Origin of the sequence: Streptomyces sp. Ag109_G2-15, from assembly GCF_900215565.1 — a bacterium.
GTDB lineage: Bacteria > Actinomycetota > Actinomycetes > Streptomycetales > Streptomycetaceae > Streptomyces > Streptomyces diastatochromogenes.
In genome coordinates this window covers 2411198-2432262 of record NZ_OCNI01000001.1, presented here as the reverse complement: position 1 = coordinate 2432262, position 21065 = coordinate 2411198, and the positions used below count along the sequence as shown (strand labels likewise).

The following is a 21065-nucleotide window of genomic DNA, read 5'->3' as shown; positions in this document are numbered from 1 at the left end:
CGGCACACCGGCCTCTGACGAATCTACCTGCGGGCGCCGACACAGCCGGGTGACGAGGGCGCGTGCCCGGGCGGGCACCCGGAGGCTTCACCGTGTGTTTCCCCTGGGGAACCCGGCCGCGTCATGGGCCGGTAGCCGCACATACCCCCGGGTAGGTGATTCCAACCACTTCTTGGTCCGTGTGGGGTGCGTACCCGGTCACCCGAGAGGGTTTTCATCCGGATCCATGCCGTTCGTTCCGTTCTGGTCGTTTTCTTCCTCCTCGTCGGTTTCGGCGAGCACGGGGGAGGCGTGGTGCGACCAGAGCTTCCAGCCGGCGGGGGTGCGCCGGAACACGTTCGTGGCGACGACGAGCTGACCGACCAGGGGGCCGAGTTCCGCGCCGTCCTCGGGGGCGGGGCCGCCGCTGAGGATGTTCTCGGTACAGGTCACGAGGGCCGTGTTACCCGTGACGGAGACGTGCACGTCGGTGAGGAAGAACTGGATGTAGTCGGTGTTCGCCATGATCAGCGCGTACGACCTGAGGACCTCGGAGCGGCCGGTGAGCACCGGCCAGCCGGGGTGGACGCAGGAGATCACGCCGGTGTCCGCCGGGTCGTGGTACTCCTCGTCGACGCCCAGGTCGGAGGGCGTGAGCCAGAGCGAGGACAGTTCCTCGAAGTCGCCGCGCTCCATCGCCTCGTAGAAGGCGGTGTTGGCGGCCTCCACCTGTTCGACGTCCGTGTGGGGGGCGCTCACCGGGCTCCTTCAACGGCTCGCGCGACCCGTACCGCGTCCGCGGTAGCGCGTACCTCGTGCACACGCACCGCCCATGCGCCGGCGTGCGCCGCGAGCGCGGAGACGGCGGCCGTGGCAGCGTCGCGCTCGCGGGCCGGCGGGGGCGCGGCCTCCGGGCCGGCGAGGACGCGGCCGAGGAACCGCTTGCGGGAGGCGGCGACGAGCAGCGGGTGGCCGAGGGCGTGCAGGCGGTCGAGGTGGGCGAGGAGGGTGAGGTCGTGTTCGCCCTCCTTGGAGAAGCCGAGGCCGGGGTCGACGACGATGCGGTCGGGGGCGACGCCGCCCTCGAGAACGGCCTCCACGCGCGCGTGCAGTTCGTCCATGACTTCGGCGACGACGTCCTCGTACACGCCCTCGACGTTGCCGCCCTGGAGGAAGCCGCGCCAGTGCATGACGACGAAGGGGGCGCCCGTGGCGGCGACCACGGGGATCATCGCGGGGTCGGCGAGGCCGCCGCTGACGTCGTTGACGAGGGCGGCGCCGGCGGCGAGGGCCTGTTCGGCGACGGAGGCGCGCATGGTGTCGACGGAGACGACCACGCCTTCGGAGGCGAGGCCGCGCACGACGGGGATGACGCGCCGGAGTTCCTCCGCCTCGTCGACGCGGGTGGCGCCGGGGCGGGTGGACTCGCCGCCGACGTCCACCAGGTCCGCGCCCTCGGCGACCAGGTCAAGGCCGTGCTTGACGGCGGCGGTCGTGTCGAACCAGCGGCCGCCGTCGGAGAAGGAATCGGGGGTCACGTTCACGACCCCCATGACCGCACACCGGTCCCATGCCGGAAGGCCTGTCACTCGGCCGCGCCCGCTGAGGTTGTTCATACGTTCAGCGTAGGCCCAGGGGGGTGCCCTCAACGCGCGGCGGCCCGGGCGGAAGCCCCCGGTGCTGGAGGGGGTGGGGCTTCCGCCCGGGCCGGTCGGGCGCCGGGCCGGGCTCTGCGGGTGGGCAGAGCCGGGGTCAGGCGGCTCGGACGTCGCGTTCCGCGACCGAGTGCGCGCAGGGGCGCTCGGCGGCCGCCCTGCGCCGGCGCAGGAAGCGCGGGAGCGGCAGGGCGAGATTGACGAAGCCCTCCGCCTGCATGGCGGCGAAGCCGATGCGGGGCAGGTCGGCGGAGGCGCGGTAGACGACGAAGCGCGGCTCCCAGCGGGGCTGGAACTTGGCGTTGAACTTGTACAGCGACTCGATCTGGAACCAGCGCGAGAGGAACACCAGCAGTCCGCGCCAGGCGCGCAGCACCGGACCGGCGCCGATCTTCTCCCCGCGCGCGAGGGCGGAGCGGAACATCGCGAAGTTCAGCGAGACCCGCGCGATGTCGAACTTGGGGGCGGCCTGCAGGGCGGCGACGATCAGCAGTTCGTTCATGCCGGGGTCGGCGGTGCGGTCGCGGCGCATGAGGTCCAGGGAGGCGCCGTCCTCGCCCCAGGGCACGAAGTGCAGGATCGCCTTGAGGTCGCCGTACTCGCCGGGCTCGTCGTCCTGCTTGTGGGCGGTGGCGATCAGGCAGTCGCCGTCGGTGGGGTCGCCGATGCGGCCGAGCGCCATGGAGAAGCCGCGCTCGGTGTCGGTGCCGCGCCAGTCCTCCGCCGCCCGGCGGATGCGCTCCAGCTCGGCCTCGCCGAGGTCACGGATGCGCCGCACCCGGGTTTCGTAGCCGGCCCGCTCGATGCGCTTGACCATCTGGCGCACGTTGCGCATCGCGCGTCCGGCGAGCGAGAAATCCGCCACGTCGACCACCGCCTCGTCGCCCAGTTCCAGGGCGTCCAGGCCGGTCTCGCGGGTCCACACCTCGCCGCCCGTCTCCGAGCAGCCCATGACGGCCGGGGTCCAGGAGTGGGCCTTGGCCTCGTCCATGAAGCGTTCGATGGCGCCGGGCCAGGCCTCGACGTCGCCGATCGGGTCGCCGCTGGCGAGCATCACGCCGGAGACGACCCGGTAGGTGACCGCCGCCTTGCCGCTGGGCGAGAAGACGACCGCCTTGTCGCGGCGCAGCGCGAAGTGGCCGAGGGAGTCGCGGCCGCCGTGCTTGTCCAGCAGGGCGCGCAGCCGGGCCTCGTCCTCCTCGGTGAGGCGGGCGGCCGGGTGCTCGGGACGGAAGGCCAGGTAGATGGTGGTGACCGCGGTCAGCCAGCCGAGGGCGCCGAGGGAGAAGGCGACCGTCCAGGAGGTGTTGCCGTCGTAGTCCAGGGGGCCCTCGAAGCCGAACAGGCCGTAGACGACGTGCGTCAGGCGGTCGGCCAGGCTCGGGTCGCCCATCATGCGGTTCGGGTGGACGCTGACGATGACCAGCCCGAGGGCGAGGGAACCGGCGGCCATGAGGACGAAGTTGGCGAGTGCGCGCCAGCGGCTGCGCGGGTCGGGCAGGGCCGCGAACTCGTCGCGGTGGCGCAGCAGCGGTACGAGCAGCGCCAGCGAGATGAGCATCCCGATGAGCGAGTGCCGGTACACGAACTCGGCGGCGGCGCCGGCCGGCAGCAGCGCGACCGCGGCGCGCCAGGCCCGGCGCTTGCGCCGTTTGAGCCCGTGCGCGAGCAGAAGCAGGAGCACGCCGGCGCTGAGCGAGAGCGCAGCGGCGAAGGGCCCGAAGGAGCCGGGCAGTACCTCGGCCAGGGTGTGCATCCGGCTGTGACGGAAGCGCGGGAACACGCCCGCGGCAATGTCCAGCACGCCCACGAGGGCGCACGCCCTGGCGACCAGAGCGGGGACGGCCTCGGGGCGCGGGCCGCGCAGTATGCGCCGCGCCCGGCTTGATCGGCCCGGAACCCCGCCCGACATTTCCCCATCTATCCTGACAGACATCGCATCCCGTAGTTCTGCGAGAGACCTTGAACCCGGTGCCGATCGGGGCATCCGGCGACATTGCGCCCTCTAGGACGGTGTCTCGGGGAGAGAGGTTCACTCCCCTCCGGAAAGTCGGGTCAAAGGCCAAGGAAAGCCCCGGGCAAGCCTTCGCAACGATGCTGGGCGGGCCAAGGGCAGAAAGCGCAGGCAGGAACAGCCCATGGGTCTCACGAGCAACAAGGTGCTGGCGCTTGCGGTCATGTTCGCCGCAGCGCTGTTCGTCGCAACGGTGTGGCTGTGGCCGCGGCTCGCCCGGCGGAGCTGGCGTGCCGTCAGCGGGCGTGTCGGCCTGCTCCTCGCCACCCAGCTCGCCCTCTTCACCTCCCTGGGGATCGCCGCCAACCAGGCCTTCGGGTTCTACGCCAGCTGGGCGGACCTGTTCGGCCGGGAGACCGACCAGGGTGTCGTGATCAACCACACGGCCAACTCCGGTACGGGCGGCCCGTTGCAGGTGCTCTCCACGTCCCTGGTCCAGGGCGTGAAGGGCTCGCGCCCGCAGACGGCAGGACAGGTCCAGAAGGTGGACATCGTGGGCCGTAAGACCCACATCGCCACACCGGCGTACGTCTATCTGCCGCCCGAGTACTTCCAGCCGCAGTACCGCACGCGTACGTTCCCCGCGGCCGTCGTACTGACCGGCTACCCCGGTACGGCCCAGGCGCTGGTGGACAAACTGCACTACCCGCGTACGGCGCAGGAGCTGGCCAAGGACGGGCGGATGCAGCCGATGATCCTGGTCATGCTGCGGCCGACCGTGGCGCCGCCGCGCGACACCGAATGCGTGGACGTCCCGGGCGGGCCGCAGAGCGAGACCTTCTTCGCCAAGGACCTGCCCGAGGCCGTACTCGCGCACTACAGGGTGGGCAAGCGGCCCGGCAGCTGGGGCATCGTCGGCGACTCAACCGGCGGCTACTGCGCGCTGAAGCTCGCCATGCACAACCCCAGCGTCTACGCGGCCGCCGCCGGTCTCTCGCCCTACTACAAGGCGCCGATCGACCCCACGACCGGTGACCTCTTCCAAGGTGACAGGAATCTGCAGAATCGTGCCGACCTGTGGTGGCTCCTCAAGCACGAGCCGGCGCCCGACACCTCACTGCTCGTCACCAGCAGCAGGATCGGCGAACACAACTACAAGGACACCCTCAAGTTCATAGAGGGTGTGCAGGCCACGAACCTGACCCGGATCTCGTCGATCATCCTGGACAGCGGCGGGCACAACTTCAACACCTGGCGCCGGGAGATCCCGCCGACGCTGCAGTGGCTCAGCGGGCGGCTCAGCGACCGCTGAGCCGACGGGTGCCCGATGCCGGGTGAAGCCTCCGGTGTGGCTGTGTTTTTACGGGGCGGGGGTCCACGATTCGCCTACGCGCGGTAAGTTTCTGGCCATGCCACGTGGACGCCACCGCCATTCACCGCCTCTGCACCGGCTGTTGCCTCCGTCGGCGATCGCCGGCGTCTCCGTCGTCTGCGCGCTGGGTCCCTGGGTGTTCTCCGAGGTCACGGTGTTGCGCACGCTCGCCGCGGCCGCCGCGGCGACCGCTGTCGTCGGCGCCGTCGTGATGCGCCGCTGGGACTCCCAGGCGGGCAAGCACGTCGCCGACCTCACGCGCGCGCGTGTCAGCGACGAATGGCGCTACGACGAGCGGGTCGCCGAACTGGAGACCGACCTGGAGGAGTCGCGCGAGCTGCGCACCAAGCTCGAACAGCGGCTGCGCGCCAAGCGCGCGGAGCTGGCCGGGCTGCGCAACGAGCACGCGGCCCTGCTGCGCCGGTACGCCACGGCGGAGACCGAGCGCGCGAGCGCCCTGGAGGGGCGCCGGCTGCTGGAGATCGAGGCGGCCGTGCCGTCCGGCGCGCCGGCGCTGCCGCCTGCGCGCAGCGGCGAGCCGGAGGCGGCCGAAGTCGCCGAGCCGGAGGCCGCCGAGACGGCCGGGTCCGCCGAGGCTGCCGAGGAGAAGCCGAAGGGCGGTCCGGTGTTCTCCGTCGAGGGCGCCCAGCTGTTCCTGCAGGCCGCGGTGGCGCTGTCCCGGCTCGACCGTGATGGGGCGTCAGGCAAGAGTGAGTCGGCCAAGGCTGGGTCCGGCGAGGTTGAGTCCGCTCAGGCTGAGTCCGCCAAGGTTGAGTCTTCCAAGGCCGGGTCCGTCGAGGCCGAGCCGGTCAGGCCCGAGGCCGCCAAGGTCGAGTCCACCAAGGTCGAGTCCACCAAGACTGGGTCCGCCAAGGCCGAGCCGGTCAGGTCCGAGCCCCTCACGTCCGCGTCCCGCGAGGCCGAGTCCCCGAAGGCCGGATCCCAGAAGGCCGAGGCCGCGAAGGTCGGGTCCGTCGAAGCCTCGGGTGACGGTGCGCACAAGCAGTCCGCGCAGAAGCAGCCCGCGCAGGAGGGCGAGGCGCAGGGGAAGTCCGAGGCGGCCGGTGGGCACACGCGCGCGGCCGCCACCTCTTCGACGCAGGACCAGCCCGCCAAGTCCGCGGGGCAGCAGCCCGCCGGTCACTTCACGGTGCCGACCGCGGTGGCCGTCGTACCGGCCACGCCCGTGCGGCGACCGGCGATCGAGGGCGGGTTCGACTTCTTCGGCACCCAGAAGCAGACGGCTTCCGCCGCGCTGGAGTCCGTGCAGAACGAGGACCTCGCCGATGTCGTCGGCCAGGAGGCCCTCGCGCTGCACAAGGCCGAGGCGGAGGCCGAGTTCAAGCCCGCCGACGAGGAGTCGCGCGGTGCCGGTCAGGTCATCGACCTGACCGCGCACGACGAGACGGAGCAGATCGACCTCCAGGGGCTGCGCACCGCGGCCTCCTGAGCCCGCGGCAGGCACCCGCCAGGCACCGAGCCCGGTTCACCCGCGAGGGGTGGGCCGGGCTCACGTCATCCAGCGGTCGGGGCGGGCGTCCCTGCGGCCGGTGCGGGATCGCTCCGCCTGGGCGCGCAGCAGCCGCGCGGCCTCCTCGGCGTCCCGCAGACGGGCCGTGACGGTCTTGTCGGCCCCGGTGTCCACATGGACGTCGGCGAGCCGCCACAGCCGCTCCCAGGGCCCCTGGGTGAGCCGTACGCTCTGCACCTTGGCGTGCGGGACCAGCGACAGGCGGCGGCGCAGCAGGCCGTGCCGGGCGGCGAACACCGCTTCGGTGACCGCGAGGCCGTGCCCGCGCCACCACACCGGCACGCGCCACCCGGCCCGCCGGGGCGGGCGGGACAGCGACGCCGGTACGGTCACGCCGGGCAGTATGCGCGCTATGACCGACTCGGCCACCGCGCGCGGGGCGACCGGCACCAGCACGGAGTTGTCGGACCCGGCCACGTCCAGCTCCACTCGCACCCAGCCGCGCCGTCGCCACAGCAGCGGCTCCACGATCCGCACGGTCTGCACCCGCCCCGGCGGCACCGTCTCGTGCGCGCGGTCGAGCAGCCCGTGGTCGATGCGCAGCCCGTCCGGCGACTCGCCCACCGTCCAGTCGTACTCGGCGACGAACCGCCCCGCACTGCTCGCGCCCGCCGCACCGAGCAGCGGCAGGGCGGCGGCGAGGACCGTCCACACGCTGTGGGTGGCGAGCCACAGCACGGGCGGTACGACGAGCGCGGCGGTCAGGGAGCCCCAGGTGGCGCCCGTCAGCACGAGGGAGAGCGCCAGCTCGCGCGGGGGCACGTGCAACAGCTCGTGCGCCGGCGCCTCGCCCACTTCTTGCGCTGTCTCGGGTGCGAAACCCGCTGCGCGCGCGAGCAGCTCCGCGCGCAGGGCGCGCGCCTCCTGCTCGCCCAGGAAGGCGAGTTCGTCCTTCTTGTCGGCCCCGACGACGTCTATCCGCAGCTTGGCGACACCCGCCACGCGCGCGAGGAGCGGACGCGTGACGTCGACCGCCTGGATGCGCTCCAGCCGGATGTGCGCGGTGCGCCGGAACAGCAGCCCGGTACGGATGCGCAGTTCGCTGTCGGTGACCGCGAAGTGCGTGAACCACCAGGACAGGAAGCCGTAGAGGCCGGCCGCCGGGACCAGCACGGCGAGCCCGATGAGCAGCATCGTGGAGGTCAGCCGCTGCAGCTGCTCCTGCGCGCCGTTCGGGTCGTGCCCGGCCCAGCCGGCGAGTACGGCGACCGGCGCCCACGCCCGCCGGAAGGGCGTGACGGGGTGCAGCCGTCGTTCGGCGACGGGCGGGCGCGCCGGTACGCCGTCCAGGTCCGATGTGGTCACAGGCCCGCCGATCGGGCCTCGCCCAGCTCGGTGAGCCGGTCGCGCAGCCTCTCCGCCTCGGCCGGGTCCAGACCCGGGATGGTCGCGTCGGTCGCCGCGGCCGCGGTGTGCAGCTGCACGCTCGCCAGCCCGAACCAGCGCTCCACGGGGCCCGAGGTGACCTCCACCAGCTGCATCCGCCCGTACGGCACCACGGTCTCCTCGCGCCACAGGACACCGCGGCTGATCAGCAGGTCGTCGGCGCGCTCGGCGTACCGCCAGGAGCGCCAGTTGCGGCCCAGCAGCCGCCAGCCCCACGCGGCCAGGGCCAGGGGGAGCAGCGCGAAGGCGGCCCAGACCCATCCCGCGAGCAGGCCGGGCAGCAGCCCCGCCGCGAGGGCGAGCACGCCCGTCCACACCGCCAGCAGCAGCCGGCGCATGCGCAGCAGGCCGGGCGGCAGCATCCGCCACACCGGCTCGTGCCCCGCCAGCCCGGTCTCCTCCGGGATCCCCGTTTCCATGGAGCAAGCGTACGTAGGGGAAACTGGGTCCATGACTGCGACGGAGACCACGGTCGGCATCGGCGGCGCCGCCGAGAGCACTGACATGGTGCTCAACATCGGCCCCCAGCATCCGTCCACGCACGGCGTGCTGCGGCTCAAGCTCGTGCTGGACGGGGAGCGCATCGTCCATGCGGAGCCGGTGATCGGCTACATGCACCGGGGCGCGGAGAAGCTCTTCGAGGCGCGCGACTACCGGCAGATCATCATGCTCGCCAACCGCCACGACTGGCTGTCGGCGTTCTCGAACGAGCTGGGCGTGGTCCTCGCCGTGGAGCGGATGCTCGGCATGGAGGTGCCTGAGCGCGCGGTGTGGACGCGCACGCTGCTCGCCGAGCTGAACCGGGTGCTGAACCACCTGATGTTCCTCGGGTCGTACCCGCTGGAGCTGGGCGGGATCACGCCGGTCTTCTACGCGTTCCGGGAGCGCGAGGTGCTCCAGAACGTCATGGAGGAGGTCTCCGGCGGGCGCATGCACTACATGTTCAACCGCGTCGGCGGCCTCAAGGAGGACCTGCCGGCCGGATGGACGGCACGCGCGCGTGCCGCCGTCGCCGCCGTGCGCTCCCGTATGGACGTCTTCGACGACCTGGTGCTCGGCAACGAGATCTTCCGGGGGCGGACGCGGGGCGTGGGGAAGCTCGCGCCGGAGACCGTGCACGCCTATGGCGTGAGCGGGCCCATCGCGCGCGCCTCGGGCGTCGACTTCGATCTGCGCCGCGACGAGCCGTACCTGGCCTACGGCGACCTCCAGGACACGCTGAAGGTCGTCACCCGGAGCGAGGGCGACTGCCTCGCCCGCTTCGAGGTGCTCCTGGAGCAGACCCACAACGCGCTCGACCTCGCCGACGCCTGCCTGGACCGGGTCGCCGAGCTGCCTCCCGGGCCGATCAACCAGCGGCTGCCCAAGGTGCTGAAGGCGCCCGAGGGGCACACCTACGCGTGGACCGAGAACCCGCTCGGCATCAACGGCTACTACCTGGTCAGCAAGGGCGAGAAGACCCCGTACCGGCTGAAGCTGCGCTCCGCGTCCTACAACAACATCCAGGCGCTGACCGAGTTGCTGCCCGGGACGCTGGTGGCGGACATGGTGGCGATCCTGGGGTCGATGTTCTTCGTGGTCGGGGACATCGACAAGTGAGCCGCAGGCCCTAGGGGAGTGGGTCCGGGATTCCAACTGGCTGGAGCAGCCAGCCGAAGTCGCCGAGGCCGCCCGGGGCGGTGAGCTCGGCGGCCTCGCCGGCGCTCGCGAGGGCGCGTACGTAGGCCGAGGGGTCCGTAGAGGCCAGCGCGAGCGGGGGGCGTGCGCCGGTGAGATCGAGGGCGCGCAGGGCGGCGCGTTGCGTGAGCAGGCGCGCGGCAGGGAGTGTGCGCGCTGTATCGGAGGGCGTGCGCGCCGTATCGAGGGGCGTGTGCGCCGTGCGAGCTGTCGTGCGGAGCGATGTGCACGCCGCCGCGCACGCGTCCAGTGCTACGTGTGCCGTGATGTCGCACGACCCGTCCGGCACGGGCGTCGTCTCGCGCCCCTCCCGGAAGCCGGTGAGCGTCCCGAACGGGGGGCGCGCGTCCGCGGTGTGCGCGTAGTCCACGGCCACCGCGAGCCCCCGCACCACCCGGTCCACCGCGGCCGCCCACGCCAGGTCCCTGGGCAGCCCGATCTCCGCGCGCAGCCCCTCCTCGCCCGGCAGCGGCCACCATCGTGCCAGCCAGTCCGCGCCCGCGCCCGACACCGGCTCCCCGAGCCGCTCGGTGCCGTCCGCCGCGACGAGCACCAGCCGGGGTACGCCTGCCGGGTCCACCTCGGCGACGTCCACGGGCACGTTGTCCAGCCACTCGTTGGCGAACAGCAGCCCGGTGATCGCGTCCGGGGGCTCGCTCAGCCAGGTGATCCGGTCGTCCAGGCCCGCCGGACGGCCCGCGATCTCGACGGCGTACCCGCGCGCGCGGGCGGCCACATCGGCCGGCAGCGCGGCGAGCACGCCGGTCACCAGCTCCCCGCGACCGGCGCCCATGTCGACGAAGTCCAGCGTCGGCGGCCGTCCGAGCGCCTCGTCGACCCGGCACAGCAGCCGGGCCACGGCGCCCGCGAACAGCGCGGACGCGTGCACGGAGGTACGGAAGTGACCGGCCGGGCCCTCGGGCCGCCGGTAGAAGCCCTCCGGGCCGTAGAGCGCCTCCTGGGTCGCCTCCCGCCAGCCGCGTCCCTCGCGGATGCTCTCCGCCGTCGCCTCATCCGTCACCGGGACAGACTAGGCGCACAGGTGATCACGGCATCCACCTTGCGGAGTACGCGTGCCCCGTGCGGATCGACCCTCCGGTTGACCCCTGCACGCATCTCGTTTCCCTACTCTGGGTTACGTGCAGCGCCTCTATGACTTCCTCCGCAGGCACCCGACGTGGGTCGACAGCTTCTGGGCCGTCGTCCTGTTCGGGCTTTCCGGCGTGAGCGTGGTGAGTCAGAGCCGCGTGCCCGACCACCACATGCCGATGGGCGGCGGGTGGGCGGTGTCCGCCGTCCTGTGCGTCGTCGTGGCGCTGCGCCGTCGCTACCCGGAGCCGATGCTCCTGCTGGCTCTCGCGACCGGGCTGGCCCAGCTGGTGCTGGACATCGAGACGACCGCGGCCGACTTCGCCATGCTGGTGATCACCTACACGGTCGCCGCGGTCGGCGCGCGCTGGGCCTCCCGGGTCGCGCTCATCGTCAGCCTGTCCGCAGCCGCCCTGGCGCAGATCCGCTGGCCGGACCACCAGTCCAGCGCGCTGGGCCAGCTGGCGATCGGGGTGTTCCAGACCGTGCCGTTCGCCCTGGCCTGGGTGCTGGGCGACTCCATGCGCACCCGCCGGGCCTACTTCGCCCAGCTGGAGGAGCGCGCCGCCCGGCTGGAGAAGGAGCGCGAGGCGCAGGCGAAGGTGGCGGTCGCCGCCGAGCGCGCCCGGATCGCGCGCGAGCTGCACGACGTCGTCGCGCACAACGTGTCGGTGATGGTGGTCCAGGCCGACGGCGCCGCCTACGTCCTGGACGCCGCCCCCGACCAGGCGAAGAAGGCCCTGGAGACGATCTCCTCCACCGGCCGTCAGGCCCTCGCCGAGATGCGCCGCCTGCTCGGCGTGCTGCGCACCGGCGAGCACCAGGAGAGCGGGGAGTACGTCCCTCAGCCGGACGTCGAGCAGATCGACGACCTCATCGAGCAGTGCCGCAGTTCCGGTCTGCCCGTCGACTTCAAGGTCGAGGGCACCCCGCGCCCGCTGCCCAGCGGGGTGGAGCTGACCGCGTACCGCATCGTGCAGGAGGCGCTCACCAACACCCGCAAGCACGGCGGGCCCAACGCGGGCGCGAGCGTGCGGCTGGTGTACTTCGACGACGGGCTCGGCCTGCTCGTCGAGGACGACGGCAAGGGCGCCCCGCACGAGCTGTACGAGGAGGGCGGCGCCGACGGTCAGGGGCACGGCCTGATCGGCATGCGCGAGCGGGTCGGCATGGTCGGCGGCACGCTGGACGCCGGGCCGCGCCCGGGCGGAGGATTCCGCATCAGCGTGCTGCTCCCGCTCAAACCGGCGCACTGACGCCGCCGCACGCCCCCTGTTGACACCTGTCACGCCCCCCAGAGCAACCCCCAGAGCCAACGGAAGAGGACCCGATGACGATCCGCGTGATGCTCGTCGACGACCAGGTGCTGCTGCGCACCGGGTTCCGGATGGTGCTCGCCGCCCAGCCGGACATGGAGGTCGTCGCGGAGGCGGGTGACGGGGTCGAGGCCCTTCAGGTGGTGCGGTCCACCGCCGTCGACGTCGTCCTGATGGACGTCCGCATGCCGAAGCTGGACGGCGTGGAGGCCACCCGCCGCATCTGCCAGGAGCCGAACCCGCCGAAGGTGCTCATCCTGACCACCTTCGACCTGGACGAGTACGCCTTCTCCGGGCTGAAGGCGGGCGCCTCCGGCTTCATGCTCAAGGACGTGCCGCCCGGCGAGCTGCTGGCGGCCATCCGCTCCGTGCACAGCGGCGACGCGGTGGTGGCGCCCTCCACCACCCGGCGCCTGCTGGACCGGTTCGCGCCGATGCTGCCCTCCGCCGGCCGGGAGCCCCAGCACAAGGAGCTGGAGCGGCTCACCGACCGGGAGCGCGAGGTCATGGTGCTGGTCGCGCAGGGTCTGTCGAACGGCGAGATCGCGGCCCGGCTGGTGCTGTCCGAGGCGACGGTGAAGACCCATGTGGGCCGCATCCTGACCAAGCTCGGCCTGCGCGACCGGGTGCAGGTGGTGGTGCTGGCGTACGAGACCGGACTGGTGCGGGCGGGCGGCCACGGCTGACGCCGGACCACCGCGGGCCCCGGCGCCTCAGCGCAGGACGCCCTCGATGAAGTCGCTGCCCAGGCGGGCCACCGCGGACAGGTCCAGCTGGTGCTGGACGTACCGGCCGCGGCGGCCGCTCGTGATCAGGCCCGCCTTCTTCAGCACCGCCAGGTGCCGGGATATCTCGGGGGCGGACATGCCGTGCGCGTCCGCCAGTTCGCTCGTGGTGTGCTGGGCGCGGGCCAGATGGCGGCACAGCCGCATCCGCACCGGGTGGGCCAGCGCCTCCAGGCGGCGCGTGAGCTGCTCGACGGACGGCACCTGCGGGTGGGAGCCGCTGGCGGGATAGGTGATCGTGGGCTGCCAGCCGTACCGGTGCAGGACCATCACATGGGGCCAGCCGAGGCTGGTCGGCACCAGGACCAGGCCGCCGCCGCCGATGGCCGTCCGCCCCACCAGGAGCTTGTCGACCGTGATGAGCCCGGCCTCCTCGTCCAGCGAGACGGCACCGGAGAGCGAGGCGAGGGCCTCGCCGAGGCCCTTGCGGCGCAGCAGTTCGGTCTTGTGCCGGGCGTCCGCCGCGAGCTGGGGCTGGAGCCGGGCCCAGGTGTCGGCGAAGAAGGCCTCGTCGCAGTCGAGCACGAGCTGCCGGAACCAGGAGCGGACGGCCGGCGGGTCGTCCAGCAGCCGCAGGGTGAACCGCTCTTGGACGGCACCGCGCGCGGCGGCCAGCTCCAGGGAGCGCCGGCGCAGCACCGGATCGTCGAGCGGGCCGGGCTCGGCGATGTCGTAGCGCAGCTGGCAGGTGAACTCCAGGGCCGCGTGGACGAACTGCTCGTCCGTCAGCTGGTCCAGCTGGTCCAGTTCCTCGGTGAGCGTGGCACCCGGTTGCGCGCGCCCGCCGGGGATCCCGGCGAACGGGGCGAAGACGTCGGAGAACGTCGTGCGCCACAGGAAGTCCGCCTCGCACAGCCGGTCGGCCAGGCCCGGGTCCAGCCGGGTCGACACGGCGGTCGCCCAGCCCTGCAGCTGCGGGTGGTGGCCGGGCTCGCTGAGCGCGTGCAGCGCCATCCCCAGCTCCGCCAGCGGGGAGGGCACGACGGATACCCGCTCCGGCGTCAGTCCGGCGATGTCGATGGTCACGCTCATGCCCTCCATGGTGCACCCGGCCACTGACAGCGCCCCGTGGATTGACGGCAGCCGTCAATCCACGGGACATCCGCTCCGAGCAGGAGCAACCTTGAGGACACCGGGGCAGCCGCGGAGCCCGATCAGTCACCGATCAGCCACGTCCCGAGAAGGCGATCCGCCATGAGCATCACGCAGCAGTACCTCCTCGACACCTACCGCGCCCGCCTACACGGCGAGCCCGAACCGCCCGCGCCGGGCCGCCACGACCTCGACCTGATGCGCGAGCTGCGCGACTACCGGCGCTTTCGCGCGGTCCTCGCCGAGCGCCCGGCCCGCGGGCGGCTGCGGCACGTCCTGGAGCGCTGGCTGCGCCCCCGCGCGCTGTAGCTGCGCGCTGTAGCTACGCCCGCTCCGGCAGGAGCGCCGCGAAGTCCGCGACCGCCGCCCGCACGTCGTCCGCCGCCCACTCCAGGCCGGCGGCGGTCACGGTCACCTCGATCGAGGACAGTCCCGGCCCCTTGGTATCCCAGGGCCCCACGAAGAGGTAGGTCCCGGTCTCCTCGGCCTGGCGCACGGCCGCCTCCAGCAGCACGTCGGTGTCGTACGGCAGCCAGACCTGGAACTGGTGGGTGTGCGGCTCCTCGGGGTGCACGCGCGCCCAGGGCACCCCGGCCCGGGTGAACCCCTCGCGCAGCGCGGCGGCCACCACGCGCGCGTGGCGCACGTATTCCGGCAGGCGGGGCAGCTCCCGCTCCAGGCCGACGAGTGCCGCCAGCGCGGTCGGGAACTGCTGGAAGATCATCCCGCCGTAGCGGTGCCGCCACGTCTTCGCCTCCTCGACCAGGGTCTTCGGGCCGGCCAGCGCGGCGCCGCCGAAGCCGTCGAGGGACTTGTAGAACGACACGTAGACGCTGTCCGCCAGGTCCGCGATCTCGTGCAGGGGGCGTCCGAAGCGGACGGTCGACTCCCACAGGCGCGCGCCGTCGAAGTGCACTACCGCGTCCCGCTCCCGCGCCGCCTCCACGACGTCCGTCAGCTCCTGCCAGGAGGGCAGCACGAAACCGGCGTCCCTGAGCGGCAGCTCCAGCATCAACGCCCCGAAGGGCTCCTCGAAGTCACGTATCTCCGCGGCCGTGGGCAGCCGGGGCTCCTCGGTCACGCGCACCGTGCGCAGGCCGCTGACCTCGCGGAACGCGTTGCGTTCATGCACCTCGGGGTGGGCGAGCCCGTGCAGGGCCACCGTGCCGTTGCCGGTACGGGCCGCCCAGCAGCGCAGGGCCACCTGCTGGGCCATCGTGCCGGTCGGGAAGAACGCGGCGGCCTCCGTGCCCAGCAGGGCGGCGACCCGCTCCTCCAGCGTCGCGACGATCCGGTCGCCGTACACGTCCACCGGTTCGTCCAGGTCGTACACCTCGGGCGCCGCCTCCTGGAGCAGCGCGAGCCGTTCGCGGATCGAGGCGCGCAGGCCCACGCGCGCGAGGACGCGCGTGGCCTTCCGGTAGGCGGTCGCGCGCCGCTCCCGCAACTGCTCCTGCGCCGTCCGCTCTTCGCCCTGCTCAGTCGCATCAGTCATGCCGTGGATGATGCCCCGCACGGTCGCGCGAGGCAGCGGAATTTCCCCGCGGCCGGAGCGTGGCGAAACCCACAGCCTGTGGACAACCGGCCGCCGTTCAACCCGATAGCGTTAACATGACGAGAAATCGTCCGGTACCCAGAGCGGACTGGAACGGGAAGGCCGCCGTCGCGTGAGTACAGACCACCAGCCAGACCTCAAGGACCGCCCCGCGCGGCTCACCGTCGGCGTCGTCGGCGCCGGACGCGTGGGCCCCGCCCTGGCCGCGTCCCTCCAGCTCGCCGGGCACCGCCCGGTGGCCGTCTCCGCGGTCTCCGAAGCCTCCCGCAGGCGCGCCGAGACAATGCTCCCCGACGTGCCGCTGGTACCGCCCGCCGAGGTCCTCCAGCGCGCCGACCTGGTCCTGCTCACCGTCCCCGACGACGCCCTGCCCGGCCTGGTCGCCGGCCTCGTCGAGACCGGCGCCGTACGGCCGGGACAGCTGCTCGTGCACACCTCCGGGCGGTACGGCGCGAAGGTCCTCGACCCCGCCCTGCGCGCGGGCGCGCTGCCCCTGGCGCTGCACCCGGCGATGACCTTCACCGGCACCCCGGTGGACGTCCAGCGCCTGGCGGGCTGCTCCTTCGGCGTCACCGCGCCCGAGGAGCTGCGCCTGGCCGCCGAGGCCCTGGTCATCGAGATGGGCGGCGAGCCCGAGTGGATCAGCGAGGAGAACCGCCCGCTCTACCACGCGGCCCTCGCCCTCGGCGCCAACCACCTGGTGACCCTGGTCGCCCAGTCCATGGAGCTGCTGCGCACGGCGGGCGTCGAGGCCCCCGACCGGATGCTCGGCCCGCTCCTCGGCGCCGCCCTGGACAACGCCCTGCGCTCCGGCGACGCGGCCCTCACCGGACCCGTCGCGCGCGGGGACGCCGGCACGGTCGCCGCGCACGTCACCGAGTTGCGCAGGCACGCCCCGCAGACCGTCGCGGGCTATCTCGCGATGGCCCGCGCGACCGCCGACCGGGCCCTCGCCCACGGCCTGCTGAAGCCGGAACTCGCCGAGGACCTGCTCGGCGTGCTGGCCGACGGATCCACCGGCACGAACGGCACCACCGGGACGAACAGCACCGAGGGGAACGCCTGATGACCACCGCCCTGCTGAGCACCGCCGAAGAGCTGCACGCGCGCGTGCGCCACGGCCGCCGTGCCGTCGTGATGACCATGGGCGCCCTGCACGAGGGCCACGCCACGCTGATCCGCACCGCGCGCGAGATCGCCGGCCGGGACGGCGAGGTCGTCGTCACCGTCTTCGTCAACCCGCTGCAGTTCGGCGCCGGCGAGGACCTGGACCGCTACCCGCGCACCCTCGAAGCCGACCTGAAGCTCGCCGAGCAGGCGGGCGCCGACGCCGTGTTCGCGCCCTCCGTGGACGAGGTGTACCCGGGCGGCGAACCCCAGGTGCGCATCTCCGCGGGCCCGATGGGCGAACGCCTGGAGGGCGCCTCGCGGCCCGGGCACTTCGACGGCGTGCTCACCGTCGTGGCCAAGCTGCTGCACCTCACCCGCCCCGACGTGGCCCTGTTCGGGCAGAAGGACGCCCAGCAGCTGGCCCTGATCCGGCGCATGGCGCGGGACCTGAACTTCGGCGTCGAGGTCGTCGCCGTACCGACCGTGCGCGAGGAGGACGGGCTCGCCCTGTCCAGCCGCAACCGCTACCTCTCGCCCGACGAGCGCCGTACCGCACTTGCCCTGTCCCGCGCGCTGTTCGCCGGCCGCGACCGGCACGCCGCGCAGGAGGCACTGCGCGCGCGGGCCCGCGAAGTGCCCTCCACGCACGCGCGTGCCGAGGCGCTGAGCGCCATAGGAGAGTCCCGCGCGGCGGCCGACGCGCACGCCGTGGCCACGGCCGCGCCCGGCGGCCCGGCGGCCGTCCGCGCGGCCGCCCGCCAGGCCCTGGACGAGGCCGCCCGCCTCGACCCGCCGCTCCGGCTGGACTACCTCGCCCTGGTGGACCCGTCCGACTTCACCGAGATCGGCCACGACTTCACCGGCGAGGCCGTCCTCGCGGTGGCCGCCCGGGTCGGCACGACCCGGCTGATCGACAACCTCCCTCTCACCTTCGGATCCCTCGGAGCCGCCTCGTGACCAGCACAGGCATACGACTGCACGCACCCGCCCCCGGGTGGTCCATCTCCGCGGACGTGGTCGTCGTCGGCTCGGGAGTGGCCGGCCTGACCGCCGCCCTGCGCTGCGAGGCCGCGGGCCTGACGACCGTCGTCGTCACCAAGGCCCGGCTGGACGACGGCTCCACGCGCTGGGCGCAGGGCGGCATCGCCGCCGCCCTGGGTGAGGGCGACACCCCCGAGCAGCATCTCGAGGACACCCTGGTGGCGGGCGCGGGCCTGTGCGACGAGGAGGCCGTACGGATCCTCGTCACCGAGGGCCCCGGCGCGGTACGGCGGCTGATCTCCACCGGCGCTCACTTCGACACCGACGACGAGGGCGACATCCAGCTCACCCGCGAGGGCGGCCACCACCGGCGCCGTATCGTGCACGCGGGCGGGGACGCGACCGGCGCGGAGGTCTCCCGGGCGCTCGTGGAGGCGGCACGCGCGCGCGGGGTGCGCATGATCGAGAACGCGCTGGTCCTGGACCTGCTCACGGACGCCGACGGCCGCACCGCGGGCGTCTCCCTGCACGTGATGGGCGAGGGTCAGCACGACGGCGTGGGCGCCGTGCACGCCCCCGCGGTCGTCCTCGCCACCGGCGGCATGGGCCAGGTGTTCTCCGCGACCACCAACCCGTCCGTGTCCACCGGCGACGGCGTGGCGCTGGCGCTCCGCGCGGGCGCGGAGATCGGCGACCTCGAGTTCGTCCAGTTCCACCCGACCGTGCTCTTCCTCGGCCCGGACGCCGAGGGCCAGCAGCCGCTCGTCTCCGAGGCGGTGCGCGGCGAGGGCGCCCACCTGGTCGACGCGGACGGGGTGCGCTTCATGGTCGGCCAGCACGAGCTGGCCGAGCTGGCGCCCCGGGACATCGTCGCCAAGGGCATCATGCGGCGGATGCAGGAGCAGGACGCCGAGCACATGTTCCTCGACGCCCGGCACTTCGGCGCCGACATGTGGGAGCACCGCTTCCCGACCATCCTGGCCGCCTGCCGCGCCAACGGCATCGACCCGGTCACCGAGCCCATCCCGATCGCCCCGGCCGCCCACTACGCCTCCGGAGGCGTCCGCACCGACGCACAGGGGCGGACGACCGTCCCCGGCCTGTACGCGTGCGGCGAGGTCGCCTGCACCGGCGTGCACGGCGCCAACCGGCTCGCCTCCAACTCCCTCCTCGAAGGCCTCGTCTACGCCGAGCGCATCGCCGCCGACATCGCCTCGGTCCACGCCGCAAACGGCCTCCACGCGCGCGTGCCCGAACCGGTCCCGGACCCGGAGAAGCCCGCGTACCCGCTGCTCGCCCCCGAGGCCCGGTTCGCCATCCAGCGGATCATGACCGAGGGCGCGGGCGTGCTCCGCTCGGCGGACTCGCTGGAGAAGGCCGCGGACCAGCTCCAGCGGTTGCACACCGAGGCCCGCGACGCCCTGGAGGAGAACGGCAAGACCGCCGAGCCGGGCGTCGACACCTGGGAGTCGACCAACCTCCTGTGTGTGGCCCGCGTCCTGGTCGCCGCCGCGCGGCTGCGCGAGGAGACCCGTGGCTGCCACTGGCGCGAGGACCGCGCCGAGCGCGACGACACGAACTGGCGGCGCCACATCGTCGTACGGCTCAATCCCGACCGGTCGCTGGCCGTACGCACCACGGACACCGCAGACTTCCCCCCGACCCGGCAACACCAGCGCCCTCAGGAGCAGAACAAGTGAGCACCGACGACCTTCCCCTCGCCTCGACCGGCGGCTGTGGTGACGGCTGCGCCTGCGGCGCCGAGGGTGACGAGGAGTACCTGGAGAGCGGGCTCGACCCCGCGCTCGCCGAGATGCTGGCCGCTGCCGGACTCGACCCCATCGAGGTCGAGGACATCGCCAACGTCGCCATCCAGGAGGACCTGGCCGGCGGCGTGGACGTGACGACCGTCGCGACCATCCCCGAGGATGCGGTCGCCACCGGCGACTTCACCGCGCGCGAGGCGGGCGTGGTGGCGGGCCTCAGGGTCGCCGAGGCCGTGCTCTCCGTGGTCTGCACGGACGAGTTCGAGGTCGAGCGGCACGTCGAGGACGGCGACCGCGTCGAGGCGGGGCAGAAGCTGCTGTCGGTCACCACGCGCACACGTGACCTGCTCACCGCCGAGCGCAGCGCCCTCAACCTCATGTGCCGCCTGTCCGGCATCGCGACCGCCACGCGCGCGTGGGCGGACGTGCTGGAGGGCACCACGGCGCGCGTGCGCGACACCCGAAAGACCACGCCCGGGCTGCGTTCGCTGGAGAAGTTCGCGGTGCGCTGCGGCGGGGGCGTCAACCACCGGATGTCGCTCTCCGACGCCGCCCTGGTGAAGGACAACCACGTGGTGGCCGCCGGCGGCGTCGCACAGGCCTTCAAGGCCGTACGGGAGGCCTTCCCGGAGGTGCCGATCGAGGTCGAGGTCGACACCCTGCACCAGCTGCGTGAGGTCGTGGACGCGGGCGCCGACCTGATCCTGCTGGACAACTTCACGCCCGACGAGTGCGCCGAGGCCGTCGGGATCGTCGGCGGGCGAGCCCTGCTCGAGGCCTCCGGGCGGCTCACCCTCGACACCGCGCGCATGTACGCCGACACCGGCGTGGACTTCCTGGCCGTGGGCGCCCTCACCCACTCCTCGCCGATCCTCGACATCGGCCTCGACCTGCGCGAGGCGGAGTAACGGTCATGCTGCTCACGATCGACGTCGGCAACACCCAGACCGTCCTCGGCCTGTTCGACGGCGAGGACATCGTGGAGCACTGGCGTGTCTCCACGGACCCGCGCCGCACGGCCGACGAGCTGGCGGTGCTGCTCAAGGGCCTGATGGGCATGCACCCGCTGCTCGGCGAGGAGCTGGGTGACGGCATCGACGGCATCGCGATCTGCGCGACCGTGCCGTCGGTGCTCCATGAGCTGCGCGAGGTCACCCGCAGGTACTACGGCGACGTGCCCGCCGTCCTGGTCGAGCCGGGCGTGAAGACGGGCGTGCCGATCCTCACCGACAACCCCAAGGAGGTCGGCGCCGACCGGATCATCAACGCCGTGGCGGCCGTCGAGCTGTACGGCGGCCCGGCGATCGTCGTCGACTTCGGTACGGCGACGACGTTCGACGCGGTCTCCGCGCGCGGGGAGTACGTCGGCGGCGTCATCGCGCCCGGCATCGAGATCTCCGTGGAAGCGCTCGGCGTCAAGGGCGCGCAGCTGCGGAAGATCGAGGTGGCCCGGCCGCGCAGCGTGATCGGCAAGAACACGGTCGAGGCCATGCAGGCGGGCATCGTGTACGGCTTCGCCGGACAGGTCGACGGAGTGGTGAGCCGGATGGCCCGGGAGCTGGCCGACGACCCCGACGACGTCACGGTGATCGCCACGGGCGGCCTGGCGCCGATGGTGCTGGGCGAGTCCTCGGTGATCGACGAACACCAGCCCTGGCTGACCCTGGTCGGCCTGCGCCTGGTGTACGAACGAAACGTCTCACGAATGTGAGGGGACCGGCGCCCGCGGAGGGCGCCGGTTTTTCGCGCTCTACGCGAGCGGTGATTCGCGGTCCACGCGCGGGGTGAGTTCGAGATCCACGCGTGCCGTGTGTTCC

Annotated in this window: 19 protein-coding genes; 11 read left to right on the top strand and 8 right to left on the bottom strand. The window is 73.0% G+C overall.

Annotated elements, in window-relative coordinates:
• Positions 1-198: 198 nt before the first annotated feature.
• From CRP49_RS10655 to CRP49_RS10645, 3 genes are all read right to left on the bottom strand, one after another.
• On the bottom strand, positions 199-738 hold the full coding sequence (locus CRP49_RS10655; protein ID WP_097253158.1) for a nuclear transport factor 2 family protein: 540 nt from the start codon (positions 736-738) through the stop codon (positions 199-201).
• Positions 735-1595 carry a dihydropteroate synthase gene (gene folP / locus CRP49_RS10650; RefSeq protein ID WP_097253157.1) on the bottom strand — a complete coding sequence of 287 codons (861 nt, stop codon included), beginning with the start codon at positions 1593-1595 and terminating at the stop codon, positions 735-737. The genes CRP49_RS10655 and folP overlap by 4 nt, the downstream gene beginning before the upstream one ends.
• A gap of 136 nt (positions 1596-1731) precedes the next feature.
• Positions 1732-3546 (bottom strand): phosphatidylglycerol lysyltransferase domain-containing protein, encoded by a 1815-nt coding sequence (locus tag CRP49_RS10645; protein ID WP_097253156.1) that lies wholly within the window; start codon positions 3544-3546, stop codon positions 1732-1734.
• Positions 3547-3772: 226 nt separating this feature from the next.
• Between CRP49_RS10645 and CRP49_RS10640 the strand changes: the two genes are divergently transcribed.
• On the top strand, positions 3773-4900 hold the full coding sequence (locus CRP49_RS10640) for an esterase family protein (protein WP_097253155.1): 1128 nt from the start codon (positions 3773-3775) through the stop codon (positions 4898-4900).
• A gap of 97 nt (positions 4901-4997) precedes the next feature.
• Positions 4998-6410, top strand: coding sequence for a hypothetical protein (locus CRP49_RS10635; protein WP_097253154.1), 1413 nt, complete (start codon positions 4998-5000; stop codon positions 6408-6410).
• Between the two features lie 60 nt (positions 6411-6470).
• Here the strand turns inward: CRP49_RS10635 and CRP49_RS10630 are convergent, their stop codons facing one another.
• Both CRP49_RS10630 and CRP49_RS10625 read right to left on the bottom strand, forming a co-directional pair.
• A complete protein-coding gene (locus CRP49_RS10630; RefSeq protein ID WP_097257292.1) occupies positions 6471-7808 on the bottom strand; it encodes a PH domain-containing protein in 1338 nt (445 codons plus the stop codon).
• Complete coding sequence (locus CRP49_RS10625) at positions 7793-8296, bottom strand: PH domain-containing protein (protein WP_097253153.1); 504 nt, start codon at positions 8294-8296, stop codon at positions 7793-7795. Before CRP49_RS10625 ends, CRP49_RS10630 begins: the two co-directional genes overlap by 16 nt.
• 31 nt (positions 8297-8327) lie before the next feature.
• Here CRP49_RS10625 and CRP49_RS10620 point away from each other — a divergent pair, with 31 nt between their 5' ends.
• Positions 8328-9476, top strand: coding sequence for an NADH-quinone oxidoreductase subunit D (locus tag CRP49_RS10620; protein ID WP_097253152.1), 1149 nt, complete (start codon positions 8328-8330; stop codon positions 9474-9476).
• A gap of 10 nt (positions 9477-9486) precedes the next feature.
• Here the strand turns inward: CRP49_RS10620 and CRP49_RS10615 are convergent, their stop codons facing one another.
• Positions 9487-10575, bottom strand: coding sequence for an SAM-dependent methyltransferase (locus CRP49_RS10615; protein ID WP_179851573.1), 1089 nt, complete (start codon positions 10573-10575; stop codon positions 9487-9489).
• Between the two features lie 118 nt (positions 10576-10693).
• On the opposite strand from CRP49_RS10615, the gene CRP49_RS10610 reads away from it, so the two are divergent.
• Both CRP49_RS10610 and CRP49_RS10605 read left to right on the top strand, forming a co-directional pair.
• Positions 10694-11899 (top strand): sensor histidine kinase, encoded by a 1206-nt coding sequence (locus CRP49_RS10610; RefSeq protein ID WP_097253151.1) that lies wholly within the window; start codon positions 10694-10696, stop codon positions 11897-11899.
• A 74-nt stretch (positions 11900-11973) separates the two neighbouring features.
• On the top strand, positions 11974-12645 hold the full coding sequence (locus tag CRP49_RS10605; RefSeq protein ID WP_097253150.1) for a response regulator transcription factor: 672 nt from the start codon (positions 11974-11976) through the stop codon (positions 12643-12645).
• A gap of 27 nt (positions 12646-12672) precedes the next feature.
• Here CRP49_RS10605 and CRP49_RS10600 read toward each other — a convergent pair whose 3' ends face one another.
• Positions 12673-13776, bottom strand: coding sequence for a DUF5937 family protein (locus CRP49_RS10600; RefSeq protein WP_097253149.1), 1104 nt, complete (start codon positions 13774-13776; stop codon positions 12673-12675).
• Between the two features lie 162 nt (positions 13777-13938).
• On the opposite strand from CRP49_RS10600, the gene CRP49_RS10595 reads away from it, so the two are divergent.
• On the top strand, positions 13939-14145 hold the full coding sequence (locus CRP49_RS10595; RefSeq protein ID WP_097253148.1) for a hypothetical protein: 207 nt from the start codon (positions 13939-13941) through the stop codon (positions 14143-14145).
• Between the two features lie 13 nt (positions 14146-14158).
• On the opposite strand, the gene CRP49_RS10590 is transcribed toward CRP49_RS10595, so the two are convergent.
• Complete coding sequence (locus tag CRP49_RS10590; protein ID WP_179851572.1) at positions 14159-15331, bottom strand: low specificity L-threonine aldolase; 1173 nt, start codon at positions 15329-15331, stop codon at positions 14159-14161.
• A 172-nt stretch (positions 15332-15503) separates the two neighbouring features.
• Here CRP49_RS10590 and CRP49_RS10585 point away from each other — a divergent pair, with 172 nt between their 5' ends.
• The 5 genes from CRP49_RS10585 to CRP49_RS10565 are packed head-to-tail and all read left to right on the top strand — an operon-like array spanning position 15504 to position 20959.
• Positions 15504-16457, top strand: a complete 954-nt coding sequence (locus CRP49_RS10585; RefSeq protein WP_097253146.1) for a Rossmann-like and DUF2520 domain-containing protein — start codon at positions 15504-15506, stop codon at positions 16455-16457.
• Positions 16457-17458 carry a pantoate--beta-alanine ligase gene (gene panC, locus CRP49_RS10580; protein WP_097253145.1) on the top strand — a complete coding sequence of 334 codons (1002 nt, stop codon included), beginning with the start codon at positions 16457-16459 and terminating at the stop codon, positions 17456-17458. Before CRP49_RS10585 ends, panC begins: the two co-directional genes overlap by 1 nt.
• Positions 17455-19182: an L-aspartate oxidase gene (locus tag CRP49_RS10575; protein WP_097253144.1), complete on the top strand. Its 1728-nt coding sequence runs from the start codon at positions 17455-17457 to the stop codon at positions 19180-19182. The genes panC and CRP49_RS10575 overlap by 4 nt, the downstream gene beginning before the upstream one ends.
• Entirely contained in the window at positions 19179-20156 is a 978-nt protein-coding gene (gene nadC, locus CRP49_RS10570; RefSeq protein ID WP_097253143.1) for a carboxylating nicotinate-nucleotide diphosphorylase, read from the top strand. The genes CRP49_RS10575 and nadC overlap by 4 nt, the downstream gene beginning before the upstream one ends.
• Positions 20157-20161: 5 nt before the next feature.
• Positions 20162-20959: a type III pantothenate kinase gene (locus tag CRP49_RS10565; protein ID WP_097253142.1), complete on the top strand. Its 798-nt coding sequence runs from the start codon at positions 20162-20164 to the stop codon at positions 20957-20959.
• Positions 20960-21065: the final 106 nt, after the last annotated feature.

What these genes read in the sequence shown, in the direction of transcription:
- folP (WP_097253157.1), bottom strand. Translation starts at nt 1,595, where the DNA reads ATGAACAACCTCAGCGGGCGCGGCCGAGTGACAGGCCTTCCGGCATGG.
- CRP49_RS10645 (WP_097253156.1), bottom strand. Translation starts at nt 3,546, where the DNA reads ATGTCGGGCGGGGTTCCGGGCCGATCAAGCCGGGCGCGGCGCATACTG.
- CRP49_RS10640 (WP_097253155.1), top strand. Translation starts at nt 3,773, where the DNA reads ATGGGTCTCACGAGCAACAAGGTGCTGGCGCTTGCGGTCATGTTCGCC.
- CRP49_RS10635 (WP_097253154.1), top strand. Translation starts at nt 4,998, where the DNA reads ATGCCACGTGGACGCCACCGCCATTCACCGCCTCTGCACCGGCTGTTG.
- CRP49_RS10625 (WP_097253153.1), bottom strand. Translation starts at nt 8,296, where the DNA reads ATGGAAACGGGGATCCCGGAGGAGACCGGGCTGGCGGGGCACGAGCCG.
- CRP49_RS10620 (WP_097253152.1), top strand. Translation starts at nt 8,328, where the DNA reads ATGACTGCGACGGAGACCACGGTCGGCATCGGCGGCGCCGCCGAGAGC.
- CRP49_RS10605 (WP_097253150.1), top strand. Translation starts at nt 11,974, where the DNA reads ATGACGATCCGCGTGATGCTCGTCGACGACCAGGTGCTGCTGCGCACC.
- CRP49_RS10600 (WP_097253149.1), bottom strand. Translation starts at nt 13,776, where the DNA reads ATGAGCGTGACCATCGACATCGCCGGACTGACGCCGGAGCGGGTATCC.
- CRP49_RS10595 (WP_097253148.1), top strand. Translation starts at nt 13,939, where the DNA reads ATGAGCATCACGCAGCAGTACCTCCTCGACACCTACCGCGCCCGCCTA.
- CRP49_RS10590 (WP_179851572.1), bottom strand. Translation starts at nt 15,331, where the DNA reads ATGACTGATGCGACTGAGCAGGGCGAAGAGCGGACGGCGCAGGAGCAG.
- panC (WP_097253145.1), top strand. Translation starts at nt 16,457, where the DNA reads ATGACCACCGCCCTGCTGAGCACCGCCGAAGAGCTGCACGCGCGCGTG.
- CRP49_RS10565 (WP_097253142.1), top strand. Translation starts at nt 20,162, where the DNA reads ATGCTGCTCACGATCGACGTCGGCAACACCCAGACCGTCCTCGGCCTG.